The 26,079-nt window shown below is 63.9% G+C and carries 20 protein-coding genes and 1 tRNA gene; 9 read left to right on the top strand and 12 right to left on the bottom strand.

Annotation, left to right across the window (positions count from 1 at the left end):
* Positions 1 to 34: 34 nt before the first annotated feature.
* Entirely contained in the window at positions 35 to 1,786 is a 1,752-nt protein-coding gene (locus AXF13_RS12620) for a 3-phosphoshikimate 1-carboxyvinyltransferase (RefSeq protein WP_062253746.1), read from the bottom strand.
* Between the two features lie 420 nt (positions 1,787 to 2,206).
* On the opposite strand from AXF13_RS12620, the gene aprB reads away from it, so the two are divergent.
* From aprB to AXF13_RS12590, 6 genes are all read left to right on the top strand, one after another.
* A complete protein-coding gene (gene aprB / locus AXF13_RS12615) occupies positions 2,207 to 2,695 on the top strand; it encodes an adenylyl-sulfate reductase subunit beta (protein WP_062253744.1) in 489 nt (162 codons plus the stop codon).
* 37 nt (positions 2,696 to 2,732) lie between these two features.
* Positions 2,733 to 4,721, top strand: a complete 1,989-nt coding sequence (aprA, locus tag AXF13_RS12610) for an adenylyl-sulfate reductase subunit alpha (RefSeq protein ID WP_062253743.1) — start codon at positions 2,733 to 2,735, stop codon at positions 4,719 to 4,721.
* Positions 4,722 to 5,062: 341 nt separating this feature from the next.
* Entirely contained in the window at positions 5,063 to 6,298 is a 1,236-nt protein-coding gene (locus tag AXF13_RS12605; RefSeq protein ID WP_009302591.1) for a CoB--CoM heterodisulfide reductase iron-sulfur subunit A family protein, read from the top strand.
* 5 nt (positions 6,299 to 6,303) lie between these two features.
* Complete coding sequence (locus AXF13_RS12600; protein ID WP_062253741.1) at positions 6,304 to 8,580, top strand: hydrogenase iron-sulfur subunit; 2,277 nt, start codon at positions 6,304 to 6,306, stop codon at positions 8,578 to 8,580.
* A gap of 13 nt (positions 8,581 to 8,593) precedes the next feature.
* On the top strand, positions 8,594 to 9,778 hold the full coding sequence (gene qmoC, locus AXF13_RS12595; RefSeq protein ID WP_062253739.1) for a quinone-interacting membrane-bound oxidoreductase complex subunit QmoC: 1,185 nt from the start codon (positions 8,594 to 8,596) through the stop codon (positions 9,776 to 9,778).
* Between the two features lie 201 nt (positions 9,779 to 9,979).
* Positions 9,980 to 10,705 (top strand): coiled-coil domain-containing protein, encoded by a 726-nt coding sequence (locus tag AXF13_RS12590; protein WP_062253736.1) that lies wholly within the window; start codon positions 9,980 to 9,982, stop codon positions 10,703 to 10,705.
* A gap of 96 nt (positions 10,706 to 10,801) precedes the next feature.
* Here AXF13_RS12590 and AXF13_RS12585 read toward each other — a convergent pair whose 3' ends face one another.
* Together AXF13_RS12585 and AXF13_RS12580 are read right to left on the bottom strand one after the other, a co-directional pair.
* Positions 10,802 to 11,254 (bottom strand): GNAT family N-acetyltransferase, encoded by a 453-nt coding sequence (locus tag AXF13_RS12585; protein ID WP_062253734.1) that lies wholly within the window; start codon positions 11,252 to 11,254, stop codon positions 10,802 to 10,804.
* Between the two features lie 35 nt (positions 11,255 to 11,289).
* Positions 11,290 to 11,514, bottom strand: a complete 225-nt coding sequence (locus tag AXF13_RS12580) for a SlyX family protein (protein ID WP_009302599.1) — start codon at positions 11,512 to 11,514, stop codon at positions 11,290 to 11,292.
* Between the two features lie 118 nt (positions 11,515 to 11,632).
* Between AXF13_RS12580 and AXF13_RS12575 the strand changes: the two genes are divergently transcribed.
* The gene (locus AXF13_RS12575) at positions 11,633 to 12,043 is read left to right on the top strand and encodes a diacylglycerol kinase (protein WP_062253732.1); all 411 of its coding nucleotides are present in this window, start codon (positions 11,633 to 11,635) and stop codon (positions 12,041 to 12,043) included.
* Positions 12,044 to 12,193: 150 nt separating this feature from the next.
* On the opposite strand, the gene AXF13_RS12570 is transcribed toward AXF13_RS12575, so the two are convergent.
* The 5 genes from AXF13_RS12570 to AXF13_RS12550 form a co-directional block, all read right to left on the bottom strand.
* Positions 12,194 to 14,149, bottom strand: coding sequence for a YgiQ family radical SAM protein (locus tag AXF13_RS12570; RefSeq protein WP_417926379.1), 1,956 nt, complete (start codon positions 14,147 to 14,149; stop codon positions 12,194 to 12,196).
* Between the two features lie 337 nt (positions 14,150 to 14,486).
* On the bottom strand, positions 14,487 to 14,921 hold the full coding sequence (locus tag AXF13_RS12565; RefSeq protein ID WP_009302603.1) for an EF-hand domain-containing protein: 435 nt from the start codon (positions 14,919 to 14,921) through the stop codon (positions 14,487 to 14,489).
* A 146-nt stretch (positions 14,922 to 15,067) separates the two neighbouring features.
* The gene (locus AXF13_RS12560) at positions 15,068 to 15,463 is read right to left on the bottom strand and encodes a hypothetical protein (RefSeq protein WP_062253728.1); all 396 of its coding nucleotides are present in this window, start codon (positions 15,461 to 15,463) and stop codon (positions 15,068 to 15,070) included.
* Between the two features lie 63 nt (positions 15,464 to 15,526).
* The gene (locus tag AXF13_RS12555; RefSeq protein WP_008683254.1) at positions 15,527 to 16,792 is read right to left on the bottom strand and encodes a phenylacetate--CoA ligase family protein; all 1,266 of its coding nucleotides are present in this window, start codon (positions 16,790 to 16,792) and stop codon (positions 15,527 to 15,529) included.
* Between the two features lie 212 nt (positions 16,793 to 17,004).
* Entirely contained in the window at positions 17,005 to 18,381 is a 1,377-nt protein-coding gene (locus tag AXF13_RS12550) for a chloride channel protein (protein ID WP_062253726.1), read from the bottom strand.
* A gap of 134 nt (positions 18,382 to 18,515) precedes the next feature.
* On the opposite strand from AXF13_RS12550, the gene AXF13_RS12545 reads away from it, so the two are divergent.
* A tRNA-Phe gene (locus AXF13_RS12545) sits at positions 18,516 to 18,591 on the top strand.
* Between the two features lie 184 nt (positions 18,592 to 18,775).
* On the opposite strand, the gene AXF13_RS12540 is transcribed toward AXF13_RS12545, so the two are convergent.
* From AXF13_RS12540 to AXF13_RS12530, 3 genes are all read right to left on the bottom strand, one after another.
* On the bottom strand, positions 18,776 to 19,111 hold the full coding sequence (locus tag AXF13_RS12540) for a hypothetical protein (RefSeq protein WP_062253723.1): 336 nt from the start codon (positions 19,109 to 19,111) through the stop codon (positions 18,776 to 18,778).
* A gap of 339 nt (positions 19,112 to 19,450) precedes the next feature.
* A complete protein-coding gene (locus tag AXF13_RS12535) occupies positions 19,451 to 19,885 on the bottom strand; it encodes a hypothetical protein (protein WP_062253721.1) in 435 nt (144 codons plus the stop codon).
* A 53-nt stretch (positions 19,886 to 19,938) separates the two neighbouring features.
* A complete protein-coding gene (locus tag AXF13_RS12530) occupies positions 19,939 to 21,378 on the bottom strand; it encodes an SLC13 family permease (RefSeq protein WP_062253719.1) in 1,440 nt (479 codons plus the stop codon).
* Positions 21,379 to 21,607: 229 nt separating this feature from the next.
* Here AXF13_RS12530 and AXF13_RS12525 point away from each other — a divergent pair, with 229 nt between their 5' ends.
* The gene (locus AXF13_RS12525) at positions 21,608 to 24,670 is read left to right on the top strand and encodes a sigma-54 interaction domain-containing protein (protein WP_062253718.1); all 3,063 of its coding nucleotides are present in this window, start codon (positions 21,608 to 21,610) and stop codon (positions 24,668 to 24,670) included.
* A 57-nt stretch (positions 24,671 to 24,727) separates the two neighbouring features.
* Here AXF13_RS12525 and AXF13_RS12520 read toward each other — a convergent pair whose 3' ends face one another.
* Positions 24,728 to 26,008 carry a 2-hydroxycarboxylate transporter family protein gene (locus tag AXF13_RS12520; RefSeq protein WP_062253716.1) on the bottom strand — a complete coding sequence of 427 codons (1,281 nt, stop codon included), beginning with the start codon at positions 26,006 to 26,008 and terminating at the stop codon, positions 24,728 to 24,730.
* Positions 26,009 to 26,079: the final 71 nt, after the last annotated feature.

Here is a 26,079-nt window from a genome sequence, read left to right as displayed (position 1 = left end):
GGCGGCGTGGCCGCCGGGGCAAAGCAACGCTGTCCTATTCTTCGGGCAGCTCCGGCGGCACGGCCACGGCCGAGGTGATGATCCGCCGCCGTGCGGGAGCCGTCGGCGTTTCACCGCTGACAGGGCGTTTGGCCGCCGGTTCGGGCAGGGCGTTGTACAGAGCCCAGAAGGCCGGGTACAGGCCGGTCATGACGCCGGGATTGCCCAGGCGGAAGCCCTGGCCGCGCGTATCGCGCGCGCAGGCGGTCAGGGCCAGGGCCAGGGCCCAGACCGGCGAGGGGGCGTTCCAGGCTGATGCGGCGTTCAGTTGGGAGGCCGCTTGTTCTGTTTTGCACAATCGGCCTTCGGCATTCCGCTCCAGACCCACGGCGTGGAGGAAACTGGTTACTTCGCTCATGTCCGCGCCGGGCAGCTCGGGCAGGCTCGCCTCGCCGCCGCGCAGGGCCGCGCAGGCGGCCAGGGCCACGGGCAGGGGCGCCCAGTCCGGCGGCAGCTCGGTCAGAAGCTCGGCGGGCAGATCCGCGAGACAGGCGCGTTTCAGCGTTGCGTCGGCTTTGGCGCGCACCGCGCTGTCCGACCTGTTTTCGTCGGGTTGGCCGGGGCGCGAATCAAGGCGCAGATCCAGGCCCAGCGCCCGGAGAAGCTCCCAGGCTGCCTGCGCGCCCGGCCATTGCGGCCAGTCGCCGTCCAGGCGGGTTTCGCCGGAAAGCACCAGGGGCAGGGCCAGCAGAAATACGGCCAGCTCCGGCTCCAGGGGCAATTGGGGCCGCGCGGGCAGGCGCAGGGGGCCGGGCGCCACGCGCACGCGGCTTTCCGTCAGGCTGAAATCCGCTCCGGCGGCGCGCAAAATGGGCAGCACGCGGGCCAGAATCAGCTTCCGCTGCGGATGGGCGGCCAGATCCAAGGTCAGGGCGCGTTCATAAAAGGGCGCGGCCAGCAGGATGCCCTCGGCCAGCTCCGCCGGAACGTCGGCGGGCAGGCTCACGGCATCCGGCAGAATGCCCGAGCACTCCAGGCGCGCGGGCAGGCCGTCGCTCTTGGGCACCACATGCACGAGGCGCGCGCCCATCTGCGGAAGAAAATGCCGCACGGCGGAAAAATCCGCCAGTTTGAGGCTCGTTTCGCCGGTGAACTTGGCCCGCGAGGGGCGGCCCAGATAATGGCCCAGCAGCAGGAAGAAATTCCAGGCGCTGTCGCCCACGTGCAGCACCTTGTCCGGCGCGCCCAGGGGCGCGGCCTCGCGGGCGGTCACGCCGTCCTCTTCGCGGGTCAGGGCGGCGCCGAGCTGATTGAGCGCCTTCACGCAGTCCACGATGGGGTCGTTCATCAGGCCGGGTTCAATGCGCAGGGGCCGGCCCGAAGCCGCGGCCAACATGAGCCAGGCGCGCGTGGCCCGGCAGGCCAGGGGCGCGGGCATGCTCAAGCGCACGGGTCTGAGGGGCGGAGCCAGGTTGAAGGCCGGGCGGCGTTCCGCCCCGGCGTCCTGGCCGGCTTCGCCCGCCTCACGGTCCTGGCTGATGTTGGGCCGGGGCAGAAATTCCACTTCCTGCATCAATGAAAAGAAACGGCCGGAAAGGCGGGCGTCGCGGCTCACTCGGGAGACGGCGGCCTCCCAGGATTCGCGCAGGGCCTTTTCCTCGGCTGGGTCCAGAAAACCCTTGCTGTTGTGCATGCGCGCCAGTAGGTTGTGGCGGCGCAGCAGCAGGCGCAGGATGTCGCGGTCAATGTCGCCGACCACCTCGCGCAACGGGCGGCGGGGGCGGGTGTCGTGGGCTTGCTCGGTCATGCTCGGTCCTCTGCGGGAAATGCGTGCGGCGGGGGTTGATTTTTGTCTGCGCAAGCCTGTTAGCCCGAAACGCGTCCGCTGGCAAGGGCGCGCGGCGGCCGCCGGAGGCGTTTTCGGGCCTGTCCCGGGCGCCCGGCCGGGAAAAAACGGCAAGGGGGCTTTACGCGGCCTCTTTTTCCGAATATGCTCCAGGCATTGGTTTTACTGGCTTTACGGGGGAGGGCATTGTGAAGAACCCGCGAAATTTTGCAAAAGGGGCTTGACGCGAACAGCGCTCGCTTGTTACTAAATGCGCAAGCCATGCGCCCCCATAATTTTCGAGGCGCGCGACTGACCTGGCGTGCCGGCAAGGGATCGCGCACGCCTCGCCGAGGGCTTGGCGGGATGTTTTGTAACACTTTTAAGAGTTGGAGGATACGTATGCCGACGTTTGTCGATCCGTCCAAATGCGACGGCTGCAAGGGTGGCGAAAAGACGGCCTGCATGTACATTTGCCCCAACGACCTGATGATCCTCGACCCCGAGGAAATGAAGGCCTACAACCAGGAACCCGACGCTTGCTGGGAATGCTATTCCTGCGTGAAGATCTGCCCGCAGGGCGCCATCACGGCCCGCCCTTACGCGGACTTCGCGCCCATGGGCGGCACCTGTATCCCCATGCGTTCGGCCGACTCCATCATGTGGACGGTCAAGTTCCGCAACGGCAGCGTGAAACGCTTCAAGTTCCCCATTCGCACCACGCCTGAAGGCTCCATCAAGCCCTTTGAAGGCCATCCCGAAGGCGCCAACCTGGAAGATGAACTGCTGTTCACCGAGCAGGCTCTGGCCGCTCCGAAGGAAGCCCTGGGCAAGAAGTTCGACGTGTCCGACGCCGACAAGGTCTTCACCTGCATGGAACACGGTCGTTAAGCCGTTTCAACCGCTAGTGCGATAAGGAGAAACAATTATGCCGATGATTCCCGTTAAGGAAGCGACCAAGGGCGTAGCCATCAGCGAACCCGAAGTGAAAGAACATGCGGTTGACCTGCTCATTGTGGGCGGCGGCATGGGCGCTTGCGGCGTCGCTTACGAAGCTGTGCGTTGGGGTGACAAACATGGCCTGAAAATCATGCTCTGCGACAAAGCCGCGCTGGAACGCTCCGGCGCCGTGGCGCAGGGTCTTTCCGCCATCAACACCTACCTGGGCGAAAACAGCGCCGACGACTATGTGCGCATGGTCCGCACCGACCTTATGGGCCTGGTCCGCGAAGACCTGATCTTCGACGTGGGCCGGCATGTGGACGACTCCGTGCATCTGTTCGAAGACTGGGGTCTTCCCTGCTGGATCAAAGGCGACGACGGCCACAACCTGAACGGCGCCGCCGCCAAGGCCGCCGGCAAGTCCCTGCGCAAGGGCGACAAGCCCGTGCGTTCCGGCCGCTGGCAGATCATGATCAACGGTGAGTCCTACAAGTGCATCGTGGCCGAAGCGGCCAAGAACGCCTTGGGCGAAGACCGGATCATGGAACGCATCTTCATCGTGAAGCTGCTGCTCGACAAAAACACCCCCAACCGCATCGCGGGCGCCGTGGGCTTCAACCTGCGCGCCAACGAGGTGCACATCTTCAAAGCCAACACCGTTATGGTGGCCGCCGGCGGCGCGGTGAACGTGTACCGCCCCCGCTCCACCGGTGAAGGCATGGGCCGCGCCTGGTATCCCGTGTGGAACGCCGGTTCCACCTACACCATGTGCGCTCAGGTCGGCGCTGAGATGACCATGATGGAAAACCGCTTCGTGCCCGCCCGTTTCAAGGACGGTTACGGCCCGGTGGGCGCCTGGTTCCTGCTGTTCAAGGCCAAGGCCACCAACTCCAAGGGCGAAGACTACTGCGCGACCAACAAGGCCATGCTGAAGCCCTACGAGGACCGCGGCTACGCCAAGGGCAACGTCATCCCCACCTGCCTGCGCAACCACATGATGCTGCGCGAAATGCGCGAAGGCCGCGGCCCCATCTACATGGACACCAAGACCGCCCTGCTGAACACCTTCGCCAGCCTGAACGAAGAAGAGCAGAAGGACCTTGAGTCCGAAGCTTGGGAAGACTTCCTCGACATGTGCGTGGGCCAGGCCAACCTGTGGGCCTGCACCAACACCGCCCCCGAGGAACGCGGCTCCGAGATCATGCCCACCGAGCCCTATCTGCTCGGTTCGCACTCCGGCTGCTGCGGTATCTGGGTGTCCGGTCCGGACGAAGCCTGGGTGCCCGAGGACTACAAGGTCAAAGCCTCCAACGGCAAGGTCTACAACCGCATGACCACCGTGGAAGGCCTGTTCACCTGCGCCGACGGCGTGGGCGCTTCCGGCCACAAGTTCTCCTCCGGCTCGCACGCCGAAGGCCGTATCGCCGGCAAGCAGATGGTTCGCTGGTGCCTGGACCACAAGGACTTCAATCCTGAAATCAAGGAATCGGCCGACGAACTGCGCAAGCTGATCTATCGTCCGTACTATAACTTCGTGGAAGGCAAAGCCATTTCCACGGATCCCGTGGTGAACCCGAACTACATCACGCCCAAGAACTTCATGATGCGCCTCATCAAGTGCACCGATGAATACGGCGGCGGCGTGGCCACCTACTACACCACCTCCCAGGCGCTGCTCGACACGGGCTTCAACCTGCTGGCCATGATGGAAGAAGACTCCCAGAAGCTGGCCGCCCGCGACCTGCACGAACTGTTGCGCTGCTGGGAAAACTACCATCGCCTCTGGACCGTGCGTCTGCACATGCAGCACATCGCCTTCCGTGAGGAATCCCGTTATCCCGGCTTCTACTATCGTGCCGACTTCATGGGGCTGGACGACAGCAAGTGGAAGTGCTTCGTGAACTCCAAGTACGATCCCGCCACCGGCGAGACCAAGATCTTCAAGAAGCCCTACTACCAGATCATCCCCGACTAGTCGGCGGCATTGACCATCAGGGGGCGGCCCTCGGGCCGCCCCCGTTGCCGGCGGCGCCGGCGATCCGGCGCGTGGGGCCGTCAAGAAACGGTATGCCGTTTCCGGCGGTCGCGCGGGCTCCTGAGAACGGTTCAGGCTTGAGATGTCTGCCTGGCGGAGGGCAACCTTCGGCACCCATCTCGCGGCAAGGATGCGCGAGCAGTTCTTGCGGCCCGGTCCGTTCAGGCGGAGCCGGCCATCTGTCAGGGTTGGCCCTTTGTGGTCCGCCCTCTTTTTTCCCGCGGCGGGAGGCCGGTCTTCCTTCTTCAGCCGCTATGCAACAACGCAGGAGGATATCCAGGATGTCCAATGCCATTCTCGTCGTGGGCGGCGGCTTTTCAGGCCTCACAGCCGCCATTGAAGCGGCGGAACTGGGCCACGACGTCTATATCGTCGAAAAGTCGCCCTGGCTCGGCGGCCGCGTGGCTCAGCTCAACAAATATTTCCCCAAACTCTGTCCCCCCTCCTGCGGCTTGGAAATCCAGTTCCAGCGCATCAGGAAAAACCCGCGCATCAAATGCCTGACCATGGCCGAAGTCACGGGGCTCACGGGCCGCAAGGGCGACTACAGCGTGCGGGTCCGCCTGAGCCCGCGCCGCACCGCGCCCCACAACGTGGACTTCAGCCTGCTGGCCTCCAGCCTGGAAGGCGAAACTCCCAGCGAATTCGATCTGGGCCTTTCCAAGCGCAAGGGCTTGTATAAAGCCATGCCCTTCGCCTTCCCCGGCCGCTATGTGCTGGATCCCTCCACCCTGTCCAAGTCCGACGCGGCGCGGGTGGCGGGCAATAAATTTCTTAATCTTACGGAAAAAGAGCACGAGATTGAGCTGAACGTGGGCGCCATCGTGGTGGCCACGGGCTGGAAGCCCTATGACGTGACCCGTCTGACCAATCTGGGCGCGGGTTCGGTGAAAAACTGCATTTCCAACATGCAGATGGAGCGTCTGGCTTCGGCTTTCGGCCCCACGGGCGGCCGCATCGTCCGTCCTTCGGACGGCCGGGCCCCCCACACCGTGGCCTTTGTGCAGTGCGCGGGCTCGCGTGACCAGAACCATCTGAATTACTGTTCCTATATCTGCTGTATGGCTTCGCTCAAGCAATGCCTGTACATCGCCGAACAGAACCCGGATACCCTGATCACCGTCTATTACATTGATTTGCGCGCCCCCGGCCGCTACGTCAACGTTCTGGAAAAGGTCAAGGCCCTGCCCAACGTGCGTTTCGTCAAGGGCAAGGTGGCCGACGCTGTCCAGGCTGACGGCGACAAGGTGCGCGTCACGGTGGAAGACGCCGTGCGCGGCGAAAAACTCACCCTGGACTATGATCTCGTGGTGCTGGCCACAGGCATGCAGCCCTCGCTGGCCGGCGAAAATCCGCCGCTGCCCCTGCCCCTGGATGAAGACGGCTTCATTGCAGGCGGCGAGGAGGCCGGCATTTTCGCGGCCGGTTGCGCGCGCATGCCCCTGGATGTGACGCGCTCGGCGCAGTCCGGCACAGCCGCCGCCCTGAAGGCGGTGCAAACGGTGAAAGGGAGGTAGGCGGCATGGCCGGTAAAATTGGCGTCTATTTTGACCTGCAGAACATCGGCGGAGGCCTCGACGTGGAGGCCCTGGCCGCCCAAACGCGCGACAAGTGGGGCGACCTGACTCCCGTGGTCAAGGTCGTTCCCCTGCTGGCCGAGGCGGTGGACGAAGTCAAGGCCGATATCGAGGCCCAGGGCCTGGACGGCGTGCTGCTTTGCGGCGCTTCGCCGCGCGTGGACGGAGACCTGTACCGTTTCCCCGTGCAGGTGGAGCATGTGAACCTGCGCGAGCAGTGCGTGCTGGCCTATAAGAATCCGGACAACAGCCCGGTGGACAGCGCCGAGGGCGCGCCGGAACTGCTGACCCTCATGGCCCGCGACTATGTGAACATGGGCGTGGTCAAACTGCAGAAGAGCGAGGTGCCGGACTCCGCGGCCATTCCGGGCGTGGCCCGCATCCTGGTCATCGGCGGCGGCTGGACCGGCCTCACGGCTGCGGCCGAGGCGGCGGCCACCGGCTATGAAGTGGTGCTGGTGGAAAAGGCCGAAAAGCTGGGCGGCGCGGTCAACAACATTCCCACCGCCTCGCCCCTGGGACCGCTGTGGACCGACAAGCAGCCCACCAATCTGGCGGCCAAGATCGAAAAGGTCACGGCTGACGACAAGATCACGGTGCATCTCAATGCACGCATGGAAAAGCTGGAAGGCCAGCCCGGTGAATTCACGGCCGTCATCGCCACGGCCGGGGGCCCGGTGAGCGTGGAAGTGGGCGCTGTGGTCCTGGCGAGCGGCTGGGTGCCCCTGGATGAAAAATATCTGGCCCCCATGGGCCTGGGCGTGAGCCCCAAGGTGGTGCATGCTGCCCAGTTCGGCAAAATGCTGGTGGCCGGCGAAGTGACGGCCCGGCGCATCGCCTTTGTGCTGGACACGACCCTGGCCGAGGAGGCCGTGCGCAAGGCCGCCGAGGAAGCCCCCGAGGCTCCGGCCGAAGCGGAGGCCGCCAAGCCCGCTCCCGCGGGGGAAGAGGGCGGGGAAAAGCCCTTTGTCAAGGAAGACCTGGAGAGCGTCAAGCATCTGCAGTACTCCAACGCGGTGAACAGCGTGGGCATGCTGCGGCTGGCCAACACCATTTGTGAAAAGACCGACGACGCCACCCAGGCCTTTATTCTCTACAAAGACATGACCGTGCCCGGCATTCTGGAGCGCTTCTACAAGAAGATGCAGGACCGCCTGGGCGTGATGATGACCAAGGCCGACGTGACCGAAATCCGGGATCACGGCGACCGCATGGTGGTGGCCTGCAAAAACACCCTGCTGGGCATGGATTTCGACCTGGACGTGGACCTGGTGGTTCTGCCCACGGGCCTGGTGCCCACCACGGCCAAGGACGTGACCGTGCGGTTCGCCTACCGCCAGGGCCCGGATTTCCCGGACCTGGAGCTTTTTGACGGTTTCGCGGACTCCAACTACATCTGCTTCCCCTACGAGACCCGGCGTACCGGCGTCTACGCGGCGGGCTGCGTGCGTCAGCCCCTGACCATGGACGCCTGCGAGGAAGACGCCAGGGGCGCCGTGCTCAAGGCCATACAGTGCATTGAAGCGGCCGAGCACGGCGTGTCCGTGCACCCGCGTTCCGGCGACCGCTCCTACCCGGTGTTCAACTTCGTGCGCTGCACCCAGTGCAAGCGCTGCACCGAGGAATGCCCCTTCGGCGCCCTGGACGACGACGAAAAAGGCACGCCCAAGCCCAATCCGGCCCGTTGCCGCCGCTGCGGCACCTGCTTCGGCGCCTGCCCCGAGCGCGTGATTTCCTTTGCCAACTACAATATCGACCAGATCGGCTCTATGATCCGCGAGGTTCAGGTGCCCAAGGACTTCAAGAAAGAAGGCCCGCGCATCCTGATCCTGGCCTGTGAAAACGACGCCTATCCGGCCCTGGACATGGCCGGTATGCGCCGCAAGAGCTGGAGCCCCTACTGTCGCATCATCCCGGTGCGCTGCCTGGGTTCGGTCAACGCCATCTGGGTGTCCGACGCCATGAGCAAGGGCTTTGACGGCGTGATGCTGCTGGGCTGCAAATACGGCGACGATTACCAGTGCCACTTTGTGAAAGGCTCCGAAATCTGCAACCGCCGCAAGGAAAACATCGCCGAGACGCTCAACCGTCTGGGCGTGCAGCCCGAGCGCGTGGATCAGCTGGAAGTGGCCATTGACGAATATGACAAGGTGCCCGATCTGATCGACGGCTTCGTGGCCCGCATTTCGGCTATGGGCCCCAACCCGTTCAAGGGCATGTAGGAGGATGGCAGCAATGGCACAATGTACGCTTAAACCGGATCTTGAGTTTACCCGGGAGCTCACGGAAGCGGGGGGCGAATCCCTCAAAAAGTGCTTCCAGTGCGCCACCTGTTCCGTGGCCTGCCCGCTCGCTCCGGCCAACGCGCCCTATCCGCGCAAGGAAATGGTCTGGGCTTCCTGGGGCCTCAGGGACAAACTGCGCGCCGACGTGGACCTCTGGCTCTGTCACAACTGCGGCAACTGCTCGGATCTCTGCCCGCGCGGCGCCAAGCCCGCGGACATGATGGCCGCGGCCCGCAACGTGATCTACAAGGACCTTACCGCGCCCTCCATCGTGGGCAAGTGGATGAGCAAAGCCTCGGGCCTGCCCATTCTCTTCGCCATTCCGGCGGCGCTCTGGCTCATCGTCTGGTGGATTCGCGCCGGGTACAACAACGGCGAGTGGTTTCCGCGCGCCGCTGACGGCCGCATCGTCTTCGGCCAGATCTTCTACGGCGACTATACCATCGACCCCATCTTCATGATCACCTTCTTCGGGGCCTGCTTCATCCTGCTGCGCGGGGTGATGAAACTCTGGGCCATGTTCAAGCCCGAGGGCCGCATGACGGTCATCGGCAAAACCAAGTGCTGGGTCTGGCACCTCTGGGACGTGCTCTGGGATGAGGTCATTACCCACCGCAAGTTCAACGACTGCGAGGACGGCCCGGCCACCGGCGTGGACACGCCCAACCGCAAGTACGGCCACGCCGTCCTGGTCTGGAGCTTCGTCATCCTGGCTTGCGTCACCGCCATCGTGGCCGTGGGCCACTGGGGCGGCAAGATCATTCCCATGATCAAGATCGAGACGCCCATGCCCCTGACCTTCCCGGTCAAGATTCTGGCCAACATCGGCGCGCTCATGCTGCTCGCGGGCCTGGCCATTCTCACGGTGCGCCGCCTGCGCCTGAACCCCGAATACCAGGGCTCCAGCTTCTATGACTGGTACCTGCTGGGGATCATCTGGCTGGTGGCCGTGACCGGCGTGCTTTCCCAGTGCTTCCGCCTGGCGGACGCCATCAAGCCGGCCTTTGTGGTCTATTATCTGCATCTGGTCTTTGTCTGGATGCTCTTCGCCTATTTGCCCTGGTCCAAGTTGGGGCATTTCGTGTACCGCACGGCGGCCCTTGTCTATGTTCGCATGTACGGGCGAAGCAACTAGCGGCTGAGCCTTTTTGCCGCTGGCGGCGTTACACGGCGTTTTTTGCTCCGGTTACGGGCCGAAGAGCCCGCGCCCTCCGCAAAAAATTTGTGTGCCTTGCCAGCGAACAAAAAATCTCACCCGCCGGTGAGAGTGGGTAAGGCGGAAGGAAAGAGCAACGCATCAAAGTAAAAAATAACGATCTCCGAGGAGGAGGCCGCCATGTCTGATAGTGATCGCAAAGTATTTCCCGTGGAATCCGTGCTGGCCCTGGTGGTGGGCAAAGAGGGCGTGGACATCAAGGATATCGCCGGTTATGTGGTGGGGCGCTCCATCGCCTGCGACTGCTGCGCCAAGGCCGTGGGGCCGTTCGCGGCGGCCTGGCTGGCCCGCTGGTACCCCAAATTCATGGACCTGACCTGGAGCGAGGACCAGTCTTGGGAAGGCTTCGTCACCCGTGGGCGCGGCATGCTGGGCGACAATGTCTCCCTGACCCCCATGGACGGCCGTACCAAGGCCCTGGCCAGCCAGACCCTGGATTATCTGGCGGATACCTTCGCCAGTCTGTCCGCGCAGACCGCCGCCGTGGTCAAGCTGGAAGAGCGCGTACGTGAACTGGAACCCGCCGAGGCCCGCGCCGAGGCGCTCCAGAAAAAATGCGACGAGCTGGAAGCCAAGATCAAGACCATGAATTCCGACATGGGCGGCCTGCGCAAGCAGGTGGCCGAATTCCAGGGCAAGGTGGCCGTGAGCCATGACGACCTGATGCAGACCATCAAGGACGCCATCAAGGACGGCCTCAAGGGCATGGTGGTGGGCGGTGTGGCCGCCGGTGCCGCCGTAGCCGGGGCTGACGCCGCAGAGGCCGCGCCCGCTGAGGAAAATGCGGTGCCGGATGATTTCGGTTTCGGTGCCTCCGGTTCCAATTCGGACGGCTTCGGTTTCTAGCCGCTGTTCGGACTTTGTGAATGCAAAACGGCTCTTCCGCCTTGGCGGAAGGGCCGTTTTTTGCGGAAAGGACACGCGGACGCGTTGCGGCCGGGTTCAGAGCGGAGCCGCGTAGATGCGCGAGCTTTCGCCCCAAGGGTGCCAGCCTTGCCCCAGATAGGCAAAGCCGTAGCGTTCGTAATAGCCGATGTGTTCCGTGCTGAGATAGATTTTGCGGAAACCGAGCCGTCGGGCGTCAGCCTTGGCGTAATCCAGCAGTCGGCGGCCGTATTCATGGCCCCGGTGTTCCCGCGCCACATACAGCGCGCAGATCCAGGGCCAGAGATCCATGCGGCTGATGAAATCATTGGGGATCAATCCGGCGCAACCCGCAAGCGTCTCTCCGTCCCGCAGCAGATACCACTGGGGCAGGGGGCTTGGGCTGCCCAGGCAGTGCCGGACGCAGTCCTCATACATGATCTCATTGTTGCCGCCGCCCCAGGCCTGTTGCAGAAAGGCGATGGCGGCATCCGCACAGCCCGGCTGCGCGCGGACGGAAATGATTTCCATCCCACCTCCAAAGAATCTTTAACCCTTGAAGTGCGTCAGTAGCGTTCCGGCATGAAATGCGGCGGCAGCGTGTTTTCCGGCTGCTCGGCCAGCTTTTCGCGCAAAAGGCGGATCACGGCCAGCGCGTCGGCCAGATCCCGCTCCACCTTGTCCAGCTGGGTCTGCTGGGCCGTGAGCGCGGCGTTAAGTTGCCTGAGCTGTTCTTCCTGAAAGAAGCTCAGCTCCTCCAGGCGGGCCAGACGTTGTTCCGGATCGGGCATGGTTTTCTCCCTGGTTCCCTGTTTACGCCGCACTGGCGCGTCCGGGCTTTTTCAGGCACACTGGCCCGGACGCTCCCGGCGTTTTGTCCGGGGCGGACGATAGTTGTAAGGGGGCGACATGGCTGCGCATGGTCCACAGGCGCCGGACAATCTCCGCAACAAGCTCAAAGGGCGTTCCGGTCTGCGGCGACTCTGGAATGCCTGCCGCTATTCCCGCGACGGCTTTACGGCGGCCTGGCGGGACGAGCAGGCTTTCCGCCAGATAGTCTGGGGCTGCCTCGCGGGCCTGCCGCTGGCCTGCTGGCTGGGCCAGACCTGGGGCGACCGCGTACTGCTGGCCCTGGTGCTGGTAGTGGCACTGCTGGTGGAGTTGCTGAACAGCGCCATTGAAAACGTGGTGGACCGCATTTCGCCCGAGCTGCATCCCCTGTCCAAAAAAGCCAAGGACATGGGCAGCGCCGCGCAATTCACCGCCCAGATCTGTATCCTCGTGGTCTGGGGCACGTATCTGATCGGTCGCTTTTTTTAAGGAAGCGCTGATTCATACTCTTTTTGCCCTCTGCCTGCGCCAAGCCCACTCCCTCCGCCCGGTGTTCGCCTTGCTTTAGCCGTAGGCTCAAGCAAGCCGCCGACGCGGCAACGGCTTGCGTCCTTGGCAGAGAACAAAAATCTTCATTGATCAGCGCTTCCTGCGATCTTGCCGGTTTTCGGACCTGCGCATTCCCTGAGGCCTGCGGGGGCCCTCCGCCGTTTCCGCCACCGGCATGAGAATGCGATGCTGGCGCAGCCGTGCCGCGTCGCTGCGGGCCACTTCAATATCTTCACCGGCTTCATTTTTAGCACAATAATACATGGCTGTGGCAATGGTGCCCGGCGTGGGGATGAAGCACTGGGTCTGGCGCGGATTCCAGCGGCGCTGGCGCAGCCAGTGGGCCAGCGCATACATGTCTTCATCCGTGCAGCCGGGAAAGGCGCTCATCAGATAGGGCACCACATACTGCTCACGTCCGGCGGCCCGGCTCTGGCGGACGAAACTCTCCAGAAAGGCCTCGAAAACCGCCAACGGGGGCTTGCGCATCAGGGCCAGCACCGAAGGCGCGCAGTGCTCCGGGGCCACTTTGAGCTGCCCGCCCGTGAACTCGCCGGTATAGGCGGCAAGAGCGTCGGCATCGCGCAAGGCAAGGTCCGCGCGCACGCCGCTGGCGACACGCACCTGTTTGACTTCGGGCAGAGCCGCCACCGCGCGCAGCAGTTCCACATGCTTGCGCTGCGGGGCCACAAAGGCCTTGCAGACCGTGGGAAAACAACAACTGGAGCGGCGGCAGCGGCTTTTGCGCATGCCGGTCGGGCTGTCGCCCCCTTCTTTGGTCCCCGCGTCTTCCAGAGCGCAGTGGGCCTGCCACATATTGGCAGTGGGGCCGCCCACGTCGGAAATGGCCACGCCAGCCTTGCTCCGTCTGCCGGAGGCCGCGTCACGGCCCAGAGCGCGCGCCTCGGCCAGAATGGAGTCCGCCGAGCGCGAGCTGATGTGCCGCCCCTGATGCAGGGCCAGGGAACAGAACGAACAGCCTCCGCCGCAGCCACGGTGGCTGGTGATGCTGGTGCGCAGCATTTCCGCCGCCGGAATAGGCTGCGTATAGATGGGATGGGCCTCCCGGCAAAAGGGCAGGCTGTAGAGTTCGTCCATTTCCGCCGTAGTCAGGGGCGCGGGAGGCGGGGCCAGAACCAGGGCGCGGCCGTCCACGGGCTCAAAGGCCCAGGCGTCGCCCCGGTGCACCTGCTGTTCCAGCATCTGAGTCAGTCTGAGCAATTGTTCCGGTTCGTCCAGCAGCTGCTGATGGCTTGGCAGGGTCATCAGCGGCGCGTCCGCCAGCGTGGCAGGCGGCTTGGCGGGTCGGCCCTCGGCGTTCAGTTTGTCAAGCCAGGCCGTGCCGGGAATTCCGGCCAGCACGTTCGCGCCCGGGCTCTGGTCCCGGCCCTGATTCCGGTCTTGATCCAGGCGGCGGGCACATTCCAGAATAGCGCGCTCGCCCATGCCCCAGACCAGCAAGTCAGCCTTGGCGTCCATAAGAATGGGGCGGCGCAGGGCGTCGGTCCAGAAATCGTAATGACTGACCCGCCGCAGGGAGGCTTCAATGCCGCCCAGCACCAGGGGCAGGCCGGGAAAGGCCCGGCGCGCCAGGTTGGCGTATACCAGGCAGGCCCGGTTGGGCCGCGCGCCCGCCTTGCCGCCGGGGGTGTAGGCATCGTCATGGCGTTTTTTGCGAAAGGCCGTGTAATGGGCCAGCAGGGAGTCCAGGGCTCCGGCGCTGACACCCGCGAACAGGCGGGGCCGCCCCATGACCAGCAGGTCGTCGGGGCTGTCCCAGCGGGGCTGGGCCACCAGGCCGGTGCGGAAGCCGTGATGGATCAGCCAGCGCGCCAGCAGCACGCAGCCGAAGGAAGGATGGTCCACATAGGCGTCGCCGTTGATCAGCAGCACGTCCAGTTCGTCCCAGCCCAGGGCGAGCATCTCTTCGCGGGACATGGGCAGAAAGCGGGGCTGGGCCAGAGCTGCCGGACCTCCCGAACCTCTTGGATGGCGCAATCGTGTCGAATGGTCGGGCCGGGCCGGGGCATCTGCCGTATCCGCCATTTCCGCGAGAGCGCCGGGCCGCCATTTTTCATCCGGGCCGCACGGCACGGTCCGGGAACGCGGGCCGGGGGCGGCTTGTCCGTGTGCGCCTGTATCCGACGGCGCTGAAATGTCGGGAAATTGGGGGCAATGCGGCTGGCCTTGGGCCTCCGCATTTCGGGGAGCGCTTTGACGATGCGGGCGTGGACGGGCGCCGCGCGCGGGGCGTTCCCGGCGGGCCCGAGAAAGAGGCGCGCCGGACGTTTCCGCCCGGCGCGGGGAAGCTGCGCCCGCCTCTTCCGCGTCAGGAGCCGTTGCCGGACGCCAGGGCACGGGAAAAGGCGGGGCCTTGTGTTTATCAGCGGCCATTGGGCGGCGTAACCAGAGGCATGTCCGCGCTGTCCGGCGACGGAATCATGGGATCGCCGGGCATATTGTTCATGGGAGCGCCCATCTGGGGCGGCATGCCGCCCATGCCGGGCTTCATGCCCGCCGCGTGGCCTTTGAGAAATTCATCCCATTCCACGCGGTCAATGGCGCCGTCGCCGTTTTTGTCAATGACGACAAAGGCGCTTTCCTTCATATTGGGGAAAGAGGCCTGGAATTCTTCCAGAATCACTTTGCCGTCCTTGTTTTTATCCATTTCCTCGAATTTGTCCTTTGAGGCCGCCTTGGCCGGATCGTCGGCCGCCCGGGCCTGAAGGGCGGGCAGAGCCAGCAGGCCCGCCAGGGCCAGCAGGGCGAACATCCGCAACAAAACCGGCAGGGCCGGAAAACGCAGTACACGCGTCATAACTTGCTCCTTATGCGTGGATTTTGTCTTGCCCGCGCGTGCGGCGCAAAACAATTCTTTCGGAGGCCGGAGGGCCGCCGATTTTTTAAGTATCGGCCAATCCGTCGTCCCTGTCCAGTCTCTTCGGCGGACAGGGCCACGGCGGGCTATGAAAAGTTTTCGCCTTCGCGCTCCATGCGGTCGATGCAGACCGTCAGATCGTCGGGCTCGCCCTGCTTGTGATCTTCGGGATAGAGCAGGGCGGACATGTAAAAGACCGAATTGAGGCCTAGCGCATTGCGGGCGCTGCCCGAAAAACGTTCCAGCGCCAGAGCCAAGTTGAAGCGCAGTTCGCCGGGCAGCCCGGCCAGCAGGGGTTTGGCGTCCTCGCCCAGGGCGGCGAGCAATTCGGCTTTTTCGCGCATTTTGGCGTTGTGGCCGGGGGTGTCCCCGGCTTCCAGCAGGCGCAGGGCTTCGGCCTCCACGGCCATGATCCTGTCATGGCGCTCTCTGAGCCATTGGATGAGCCCGGCCAGGGCTTCAGCGGCATTCTGATCGGACATGTCGTCCTCCTTTTGAAGAATAGACAAAAGCCCGGCCAAGAGGCCGGGCTTTTGCAACAGCGGTTAATCCCAGTGGCGCTTGTCCTCGATGGGCCGGATCTGCGGCGGTAGGCTGCCCGGAGCCAGAACGCGCAGTTCGGGGCGCAGCTTGATCTTTTCGCGGAACTGGTGCAGCAGCTCCTCTTCGCGCTTGAAGCCGCTGGTTTCGATGAACAGCGTCATTTCGTCGATGCCGCCGGGGTTGGTGACCTCGATCTGCCAACGCTTGATCTCCTCGAAACGGCTCATGACCTGCTCCACCTGATGGGGGTAGACGAACATGCCCATGATGCGGGCGGTGGTGTCCACGCGGCCCACAATGCTGCCCAGGCGCGGGCTGGTGCGGCCGCAGGCGCAGGGGCTGCGGTCGATGTAGGAAAGGTCGCCCGTGGCCAGGCGGATCAGCGGATACGTCTTGTTGAAGGCCGTGACCACGATTTCGCCCACTTCGCCGTCCTTGAGCGGAATGCCGGTGTCCGGATGGCAGATTTCCACATAGCAGCGGTTGGCGATGTGCAGGCCCGTCTTGTGAAAGCATTCATAGCCGATGCAGCCCACGTCCGCCGTGCCGTAGCCCTGGCGCATGATCAGGTCGTATTTCTTTTCCATCTGGGAGCGCATTTTTTCCGAGAGGCGCTCGCCGGTGACGAAAGCCACTTCCAGAAAGAGATCCTTGCGCAGATTCAGGCCCTTTTCCTCGGCCTTCTGGGCCAGGTGCATGAGGAAACTGGGCGTGCCCACATAGCCGGAGACGCGCAGCTTCTGCATGATGTCCAGCTGGGTGGCCGCGTCGGACGGCCCGGCCGGGATCACCGCACAGCCCAGGTTGCGCAGGGGTTCTTCAAACATCAGGCCCGCGGGCGTTAGCTGGTAGTTGAAGGTGTTCTGCACCGCGTCGCCGGGGCGGAAGCCCACGGAATAGAAGGCTTCGGTATAGCCCCAGTAGTCCTCTCCCCGGTCTTCGGGATCGAAGATGGGGCCGGGCGAAAGAAAGATGCGCTTGAGTTCGCCGATGTCCTTGGTCAGCAGCCCGCCCAGACGCGGCCCCATGGACTGCAGAAAGATCAGTTCTTTCTTTTTCAGAATGGGGATGTGCTTGATGTCCGAGAGAGTCTTGAACTTCTCCACATTGAACTGCGCGCGGTCAAAACGCTTTTTGACGTCTTCCGAATAGCGGTAGGCGTAAGAGAGCAGATCCTTGAGCTGGATCAGGCAGTATTGGCGGCGCTCGCTCTCGTCGAGCACTTCACGGCGGCTGTAAATGCCTTCAGTACGGTCTTTGCGGGTCATGACGTTCGCCTTGTAATATTGATGGGAGGCACCATATGTAAGCAATGATCTGTACTATTGCAAGTATTTTTTTATTTATATTTATATTTCAATATGTTATATACAAATAAAAATGATTCTTGATCGTGCGCACGGCGATGAACCCATGCAGCGGGCCGGTTACCGAAAGACATCCGGCTTCCGGGGTCACCGCGCATGCCGCGACTCTGATTCTATGTGGTTGCGCCCGGAGCACCGGCGGCCTGGTCGATTTTGGCTTGCCGGGCTTTTTCCTGGTCCACGGCGCGTTGCTTCAGGCTGTCGTAGACCGGCGGCGAATTCAGGCAGTTGGCGGCCAGGGCGGCCAGATAGGATGTGACCACAATGGCCGGGGCGTTGTGCAGCGAGCCGGTCATTTCGATCAGCAGGGCCGCGCCGGTGAGCGGCGCGCGCACCGTGGAGGCAAACAGCCCGGCCATGCACAGAATAAGCAGGGTGGCGCCCTGTTCCGGGCCGATGCAGTTCAGGGAGAGCAGGGCCGAGGCCGCGCAACCGCCGGCCAACGCGCCGCCGAGCAGCATTGGCATGAGCAGGCCGCCGGCCACGCCAGAGGCGAAGCTCACGCAGGAAAACAGGATTTTGGCGGCCAGCAGCAGCAAGAGCGCGCCCAGCGGCAGGGCCAGGCTTTCCAGATCCAGCGCGCCCGGACCAAAGCCCACCAGCACCTGGGGGTAGAAGTAGAGCAGCAGGCCGCTGATCAGAAAGGGGGCCAGCACGCGCACGGGCTGGGGCATCAGCGGGCTGCGGTCGGCCCAGTGGGTCAGGCGGATCAGGATGGCGTTGTAGGCCGCGCCCAGCATGCCCACCATGCCGCCCAGCAGGGGCACGATCCACCATTGCAGCAGGGAGAGCGTGCCCGTATTGTGGAAGGGAAAAACCCGCCCGAAGCCGAAGAGCACTTCGATCACAAACCAGGCCGAGGCGGCGGCCAGCGCGGCAAACAGCAGCATGGGCGCGCTGATCACGGTTTTCATTTCCTCAAAGGCGAAACAGAGCCCGGCGGCCGGAGCGCCGAAGGCCGCCGTGAGCCCGGCCACGCTGCCGCCGATGAGATAGCGCGGCATGGTCTGGGCCTTGTCGTCATGCCAGATGCGGCCCACGCCGCAGCCCACGGCCGCGCCCATCTGGATGCAGGGCCCTTCGCGGCCCACGGAAAGCCCGCCGCTCAAGGACACCAGGGTGCCCACGAATTTGGCCCAGATGACCGTGACCCAGCGCATGGGCAGATGCCCGGCCACGGTCAGCTCCACCTGGGGGATGCCGCTGCCGCTGATCAGCGGTTCATGCCGCAGCAGTTGCCAGGCCAGAAGGCCGAGCAGAACCAGCGCCACGAAGATGCTCAGGCCCACCAGGGGGTCGGACAGGCTGTGGCCGTGCACATAGTCCACAACCGCCGTATTGATCAGGGTGTAGGTCTGGCGAAACAGGCCGATCACCGCGCCGGTGATGCCGCCCGTGACCAGGGCCTGCAACATGAGCCGCCACACGCCCAGGGTGCGCAGGGCTTGCATTTCACGTAAAATCGGGGGGACTGAGGCACGAAATTGCACGGGAACTCCTTGGCTGGGCTGCAAACAACGCGAGTATGGCCGGAAGATGCGCAAGATTCAAGTTTTCGCGGGAAATTTCCCCAAAAAAGGCTTGCCAAAGCCGCGCCAAGCGGGTACAAGACTTTCCCACATGGGCCGAGGTAGCTCAGTTGGTAGAGCAGGGGACTGAAAATCCCCGTGTCGGCAGTTCAATTCTGTCCCTCGGCACCATAGATTTCAGAAGGCCGGAAACTGAAGAATCAGTTTCCGGCCTTTCTTTTATTCGGCTTGAGACCGCGCTGCGAGGTCGGCCCGCGCGTTTATCCCTCTTCGGGCTGGAGGCGAAAATCCGCCACCAGCGAGCACAGGCTGTTCAGCGTGTCCAGGGGGGCCATCAGGGTGTCGCCCAGCAGTGTCACGGCGTAGCCGTCCATGCTCGCGCCGTTTCAAAGTGCTGCAGGAGAAAGATCAGGGTGTGGAGATGGTTGCACGTTTTGTCAAACATCTCCTGCCAGCTTTGGACCTGGTGTTGCGCGAGCAGTATCCGCTCTTCCTCCACAATATAGCCGGGGACGCGGTAGGTGCGGACTTCCGAGGGCTTTTCGGCGGCGGGGGCGTCGCCGGGTTCGGCCACGGGCGCGGGCGGGCCTGCCGCCAGCAGGGCCTGGGCGGTTTGTCGCAGTGTTTCGGCCAGGGCAACCAGATCAGGGAGGGACCGCGCCGAAGGCGCGTCCGTGAGGGGATGGGACATAAGGCACTCCATTGGTTTTAGTATCGGCATTTGGCGATGAGAAATGCCGGGACTCAACTGCGCCCAATGGAACGCTGCTCGTATTCCCCCGAAGGGTCTTGTATTCGGAGCTATCGACCCGGCAATGCATGCTGTGGGCATGGATGCCCGAAAAGAAACCCAGCAGTGTATGCCGGGCAGATTGCGCGCCGCGTTTATCCAGCCGCGCCCGCTGCCATTGGAAGTAGTGGAAAAAGGATAAACCGCCCCCCGGCGGGCGTCAAGCCGTCGGGGAGGGATGCCCGGCAAGGGCATCCCTCCCCGTGTGGGGAAAGTGTTCCATGTCCTCAGCGCAAGTACCTAAAAAGCCGTATTTCCGCCGATGACGCCCGCGTAGCTGGAGCGGAACTGCGTGCCCCAATGCCCGTTCATCCTGGTGAGGATGTAGAAGGATTCAAAGGCGACGATTTTTTCATGCGCGGGCGTGTAGCGCGAGAACTGCACGGCCATGTGGATTTTATCCTCATCGGCCTGGATCATCTTGCGCCGGTCCCACTTTGTGTAGCCCCAGCCGGAGGCTTCGCGCAGGCGGCTGACGTCATTGTCCCGGGCGTAATCTTCGGGCGTGTTCCAGATCTGGACCGCGAGGCCGCCCAGGCGCATGTGCGGATAGTGCAGGCTTTGCGCCCAGCGCAGGGGCGAGCCGCTGTTGAAGGTTTCCATGAATTCGTCCAGCGCGGCCATGCCTGCGCGTTCCAGTTCGATCCATTGCGGCGTTCCGGGGGTGGCTGCCATATGATCCTCCTTGTATCCGGGGTTGCGGGTATGGGGATTGCCGTGCGGCGGGCTCAGGCCGCGCCGGTGAGCTTCCAGAAGGGATAGAAGACGAGGATGAGTACGATCAGCGCCATAAGCGCCCGCCAGGCGAAGACCATGACCATGTCCTTGAAGTTGATGTAGCCCGTGGAGAACATGTACAGAAAGGCCGCGTATTCGTAGGGCAGCACGTACTGGTCCAGGCCGAGCATGAAGGCGTAGGCCGGGGCCAGGGGATTGATGCCCAGGGCCTTGGCGATTTCCGCCAGCGGTACGGTGAAGGTGCTTACGGCGGCCACCGGCGTGAGCAGGAAGTTGAGCCCCGCCCCGGAGAAGAAGGAGGCGATGACCGTGCCCAGCTCTCCCTTGCCCTGCAGCAGGGGCAGCACTGCCCGGGCGATGCTCTTGTCCATGCCCGTGGCCTGGGCCGCCGCGCCGATGGACATGCAGCCCACGATGAACAGCACGGAGGTCAGGTTCAGCGTGGCGAACTTTTTGCCGTCCACCAGGTCAAAGCCCGGCAGAAAACCGACAAAGCCCACCACCATCATGATCCAGCCGATGTTGATGCCGTGCCACTTGTCCGTCATCATCAGGACGGCCAGCACAGCGAAGAGCGCCAGGGCCTTCTTTTCGCGCAGGCTCATGGGGCCCAGCCCGGCGTACTGCTCTTCCACCCAGACGCGGGCGTCAACAGTGCTCTTGGGCCGCATGACCAGCCGCAGCACCACAATGGACAACACGCTGTAGACCACGCTGGGCGCGAAATTCTGCAGAAAATACTCCAGCCATGACACGTGCACCCCGGCCGTGGCGAGCATTTGCAGATTCAGGGTCACTTCGCCCGCGCCCGTGTACAGGCCCATGCGGGGCCCGGCCACGGCCAGGTAACCGGCCATCAGCAGGGTGGATGCCTCGCGCGAGCGGGCCTTGAAGCCCATGGCGTCGCAGATGCCGATGCAGATGATGCCCAGCAGGATGCACTTCCCTGTGGATGTGGGCATGAGCGGCGCAATGATGAAGCCCGCCAGCAGAATGCCCCAGAGCAGGCGGCGGAAGGAGCTGCCCGTGACGTGCAGGGCCCAGAGGGCGATGCGCCGGGCAAGCCCCGTATGTTGAAGCACCAGGCCGGTCATCAGCCCGCCGAGGATCATCCAGCCCATGGGCTTGGTCCACGGTGAAAGCACCTGAGCGGGCGTGCCCACCCCCGAGAGAATATAGCCCATGGGCAGCATGACAGCCACGAGCCCGTCGGGCAGCAGGGAAAAGCCCCAGAGACAGATGGCCAGCACTGTGAGGCTGAAAAACCAGCAGGCGGGCCGGGGCAGGCCGGCGACGACGCAGACGGCCAGAATGACCGCCGCGCACAGCAGGGAAAAAATCCATTTCAGATGTTCGTTGCGGGTGGGAGGGATCGCGGCCGCGCCGCCCATGCCGGTGGCTGCGGTTTCCGTGGCGTGTGTGACGTTCATGCCCGACCTCCATCATGGTTTCCGGTGCGGTGGCGCTTCCCGACTCTCCGAAAGCGGCGTGGGAAGCTGGAACGGAAAGAGCAAGAGCGGTGCCAATATGGATATTTATTTTTTATTGTGTATAATCAGTGTGTTGTTGTTCTCCATTCCAAATACGCTTTTTTTCGGGCTTGTTTGTTACATGGATTTTGTCCAATATCTGGATTAAATCTGAAAACAGGACCAACAAATGATCCATGATCCGCAAGAATCCCTGCCGCAGGCTCTGGCCGCGCTGCTGGCCGTGGATAAAATCCGCTACACGCGGCAGGCGCTGATTCAATTGGGGCCCTGGCCGCCCTCGGCCGTGGACGAAGTTTTGCGTCTTTTCGCCGCGCGGGGCCTGGCGCGGCCGTCGCGCTCGGGGCTCTGGCGGGGACGGGCCGAGGCGCTGCGCGCTTTTTCGCGTGAACGCGCGCCGGAAACCACGGCGCGTCCGTTGTTGCGGGCCGTGGCTTCGTTGGAGCGCGGAGCCGTTCTCGACGGCTGCGAAATATTGCTGGAAGAAGTGCGGCATACCCTGGACGACGGGCGGTGCGCGGCGGTGCTGGCGCTGTTGGACCTGCTGCTGTCCGGCCTGCGCCGATGGAGCGGGGACACGGAAGAGGCGGAGGCGCTGCGGCGCTATCTGAGCGTGTTCCGCAGCGTTCAGGGCATTTCCATCTATATGGGCAAGAGCGGCCAGGAAGTTTTGGATTTGCTGCCTCGGGCCCGCGCCGCCGCCGAGGCGCTGGGGGACAGGCGCGTCACCCTCATGCTGGACCTCACGGAGGCCAGCCAGCGTCACCTGACCCGGATGCACAATACGGAACGGCCATATGCCCTGCTGGCCCGTACCCTGGCCTCCATCAGGGAACTGGGCGACCCGGACATTCTGGAGGAGGCCTCGCACAGCATCGGCATCCTGCATTTTATGCAGGGCGCGTACAGCGAGGCCCTGCCCTATCTTGAAACCGGCGCTGTGAGCCGGTTCACAGCGCATTTCAACTACTTTGAAGAAGCGCGGTTGCGCTATATCGGCAGCGCCGCCTGCAGTCTGGGCCTTCCGGCCAAGGCTGCGGGCATTCTGCTGGCCGGGCTGCGCGAAGCGCGGCTGCGCCGTAACCGACAGACGCGGAAATGGATTCAGACCCATCTGGCCGACGATCTCATGCGCATGGGGCGGCCCGACGAGGGCCTTGCCCTGCTGGATGAGCTTCTGCTCTGCTGCGACCCGGCCACGGAAACCACTCTGTGGATCTGGAACATGCGCTCGCTGGCGCACTATCATTTTCTGAAAGGGCGCGTCGCAACCTCGCACAGGATTTTTTACGCCAGCATGCGCTATTGCGTGCGCATGGGGCTCCAGCGTCCCTATTACGGCTTCACCTGGCTGTTTGATATGCTTTGGGCCTATGAATGGCAGGGCCTGCCCCGGATTCCGGGCTATGATCTTGAAGATGAGCTGACGGCCGCGCAGCAAAGCCCCAACCGCCATCTCAAGGGCGCGGCCTTGCGCATCCGGGCTTTGCAGGCACGCGCCAGAGGGGTGGACCCGGCCCAGGTGCGCGGCCTCCTGGTGCGCGGCCTGACCTATGCCAAGCGGGTGGGCAGTCCGCTGGAGATCGCCCGCTGCCGCCTCGCCCTGGCGTATTGCCTTTCGCGGCGGCGCGCCCGCCAGGCCGAGCTTCTGTTTTCGGCGGCCAGAACCGTGTTGCGGCGCTATACCCAGTATGACTGCCCTGACGGGCCCGGCGGCGGGCAGGACGCGCCTTACTGCCCCGACGGCCGAAGCTGCCTGCGCCGCTGCCGGGAAGGACTGGAGGCCCTGCCCGCCTGGTCGGATCTGGACGCCCATCTGGCCGACATGCTGCGCATCGTCAGCGAGACCTTTGAAGTGGAGCGGGCGGCCCTGTTCAGCCCGGACGCCGAGGGACCGGTCATGGTGCGCAATATCTCGCGCCTGGAGCTGGAAAGCCCGACCTTCCGCCCGGTGCTGAAAAAGGCCGCCGCCGTCATGGAGGCGGCTTCAGGCGAACCCGCGCGCGCCGCGCGGGGCACAGGAATATATCTGCCTCTGGCGGTTCCCAATGCCCGCCCGTGGCTTCTTTTTCTGCAATGCGAGTTTTTCGCCGGCCACATCAGCGCCCAAGGCACGGAAATATTCCGCGAGCTGGGCGGCTTGCTGGCGCGGGAGCTGCAAACCGCCCGGCGTTTGCAGGAAGGCATGCGCAAGGCCCTGTATGCCGTGGAAGAACGGGGCCGCGTGGCCGCCGAGCGCATGGCCGCCCTGGATGAGCCCTACTACGGGACCGGGCTCGACGACGTGTTGCGCCAGGCGGACAGCACGGCCGTCACCGACGCGCCGGTGCTCATTCTGGGAGAAACCGGCGTGGGCAAGGATCTGCTGGCCCGGCGCGTCCACGCGCGCAGCGGCCGGGCCGGAGCCTTTGTGCCTATTCATCCGGCCAGCATTCCGGAGCAGCTTTTTGAAAGCGAACTCTTCGGGCATGAAAAGGGTGCGTTTACCGGAGCCTGGCGGCAGAAGCTGGGCCATCTGGAAGTGGCGGACGGCGGCACGCTGTTTATCGACGAAGTGGGTGAGGTGCCCCTGCCCATGCAGACCAAGCTGCTCAGGGTTTTGCAGGAGAAATGCTTTATGCGGGTGGGCGGCATCCGCGAGATCCGTTCTGATTTCCGGCTGGTGGCGGCCACCAACCGGGACCTCAAAAGCATGGTGGCTCAAGGACGCTTCCGGGAAGATCTCTACTATCGTATTTCCGTGGTGCCCCTCACCCTGCCGCCCCTGCGCGAGCGTCCCGCCGACATTCCCCTGCTGGCGCGGCGCTTCGTGGAGATGTTCAGCCGCCGTTACCAGCGCCCCGTGCCTCCCCTGGAAAAGGAAGAGGCGGAACGCCTGCGCGCCTATGCCTGGCCCGGTAATGTGCGGGAACTGAAGAACGTGGTGGAGCGGGCGGTCATCCTCCACTCCGGCGGCCCTCTGCATCTGTTGCGCCCCACGGAACCGCCGCCGCTTCCGGCGGAAAAGGCAGCTCCGCCCGGGACGCTTTCCGGTCTGGAATGGGAAGATTTGCCGAGCCTGGAAGAATTGCAGCGCCGCTACATCCGCCATGTGCTGCGTCTTGCCAGAGGCCGCGTGGACGGCGAGGCCGGGGCCCTGCGCATCCTCGGCATGAAGCGTTCGACCCTGTATGCGCGCATCCGGGCCTGGGGCCTGGACGCGGTTTCGCAGCTTTACGGCAGGGAGAAATAGGGCCGCCGGCGGCCGAAGCCGCCGGGACCGCAAAGCAATGTCGCGGGATGCGCGCCTTTACCGCATGAGCAGCGGCACCACCAGGCCCACCAGCACCAGGATGATCGCGCCGCCCAGGCGGGAGGAAATCTGGGCAAAGGGCATCAGCACCATGCGCCGTGACGCCGAAAGCACGGCCACGTCGCCGGTGCCGCCCATATTGGCCATGCACAGACCGGCGGAAATGGCGGATTCGATGAAATGGAAGCCCACCAGCACGCCGCCCAGGCCCGCGCCGAGCACCGCGCCCAGCACCACCGCGATGACCTGGAGGGTGTTGACGATGGAAAAGGTGTCGATGACCAGGGAGAGGTCCGTGTAGGTCACGCCGATGCCCACCAGCAGCGGGGCGGTCATGTACTTGGCCACGAACCTGAACCAGACCGTGCAGGACTGCTCCACGGATCTGGGCAGCACGTGGAAGATTTTGAACACGGCCACGCTGAGGATCATCAGGGCGTAGTAGTGGATGCCGGGAATGACCATGGCGGCCAGGCGTCCGAACAGCATGAAGGTGCAGGAAACCAGCAGACCGATGCCCAGGGCCGTGTAGGTGACCGGCAGGCTTGTCTCGTCTTCCGCCGCCGGGGCCTCGCCCTTGAGCAGCTGCCCTTCGCCGGACAGGCGCGGGAATGCCTTGCCCAGCTTGTCGAGCAGGCCGCCGGAAATGATGGCGACCACATTGCCCAGGGCCACCGGCGGAATCAGCATGGAGAGGATGTCCTTGAGCGCCGTGTCCGGGTTGCTCTGGTGCAGGATTTCAGCCATGGGAATGGCCCCGGCCCCCATGCCGCCGCCCATGATCGGGAAGGAGACGTAACTGATGCCTTCGCGCCAGCCCGTACCGGCCAGCAGACCCACCAGGGCGGCCAGGAGGGCCGCGCAGACCACGGCGGCCGTCAGGGGGACCACGTAGCGCGCCCCGGCCTTGACCAGCAGGCGGGCCTCGATGCCCAGAATGCTGCCGCAGATCAGGGCGCAGATGTAAAAGGTCAGGAAGTCGTCGGCCTGCATGAAGGTGTCGATGACGGCCTTGGTCGAGGCCGGCATGACGCCGCTGTATACCAGCAGGGCGCTGCCGAAAATGACAATAAGGGGCCCGCCGCCCAGATAATCCTTGATCAGCGGCAGGCGGTCGCCGATGTATTCCAGCAGAAAGCCCAGCACCATGACCACGGCGAAGCCGCCCACCATGCCTTTGGGCAGGGCGTCCAGGTACATGGCCGCCACGACCACCACGCTGATTCCCAGAAAAACAGGCCAGCTTATGCCTTTGATTTCAATGTCCGCTATTTGCATTATGTACCCCTGAAAGAAATATATTCTTTTATAGATAAGCATCTTTCAGGGTTGTCGCCAGAGGTATGAAA

Origin of the sequence: Desulfovibrio fairfieldensis, assembly GCF_001553605.1 — a bacterium.
In the GTDB taxonomy this organism is placed as follows: domain Bacteria; phylum Desulfobacterota; class Desulfovibrionia; order Desulfovibrionales; family Desulfovibrionaceae; genus Desulfovibrio; species Desulfovibrio fairfieldensis.
Note: the sequence above shows the minus strand (reverse complement) of the source record. Positions and strands in the feature narration are given on the sequence as shown.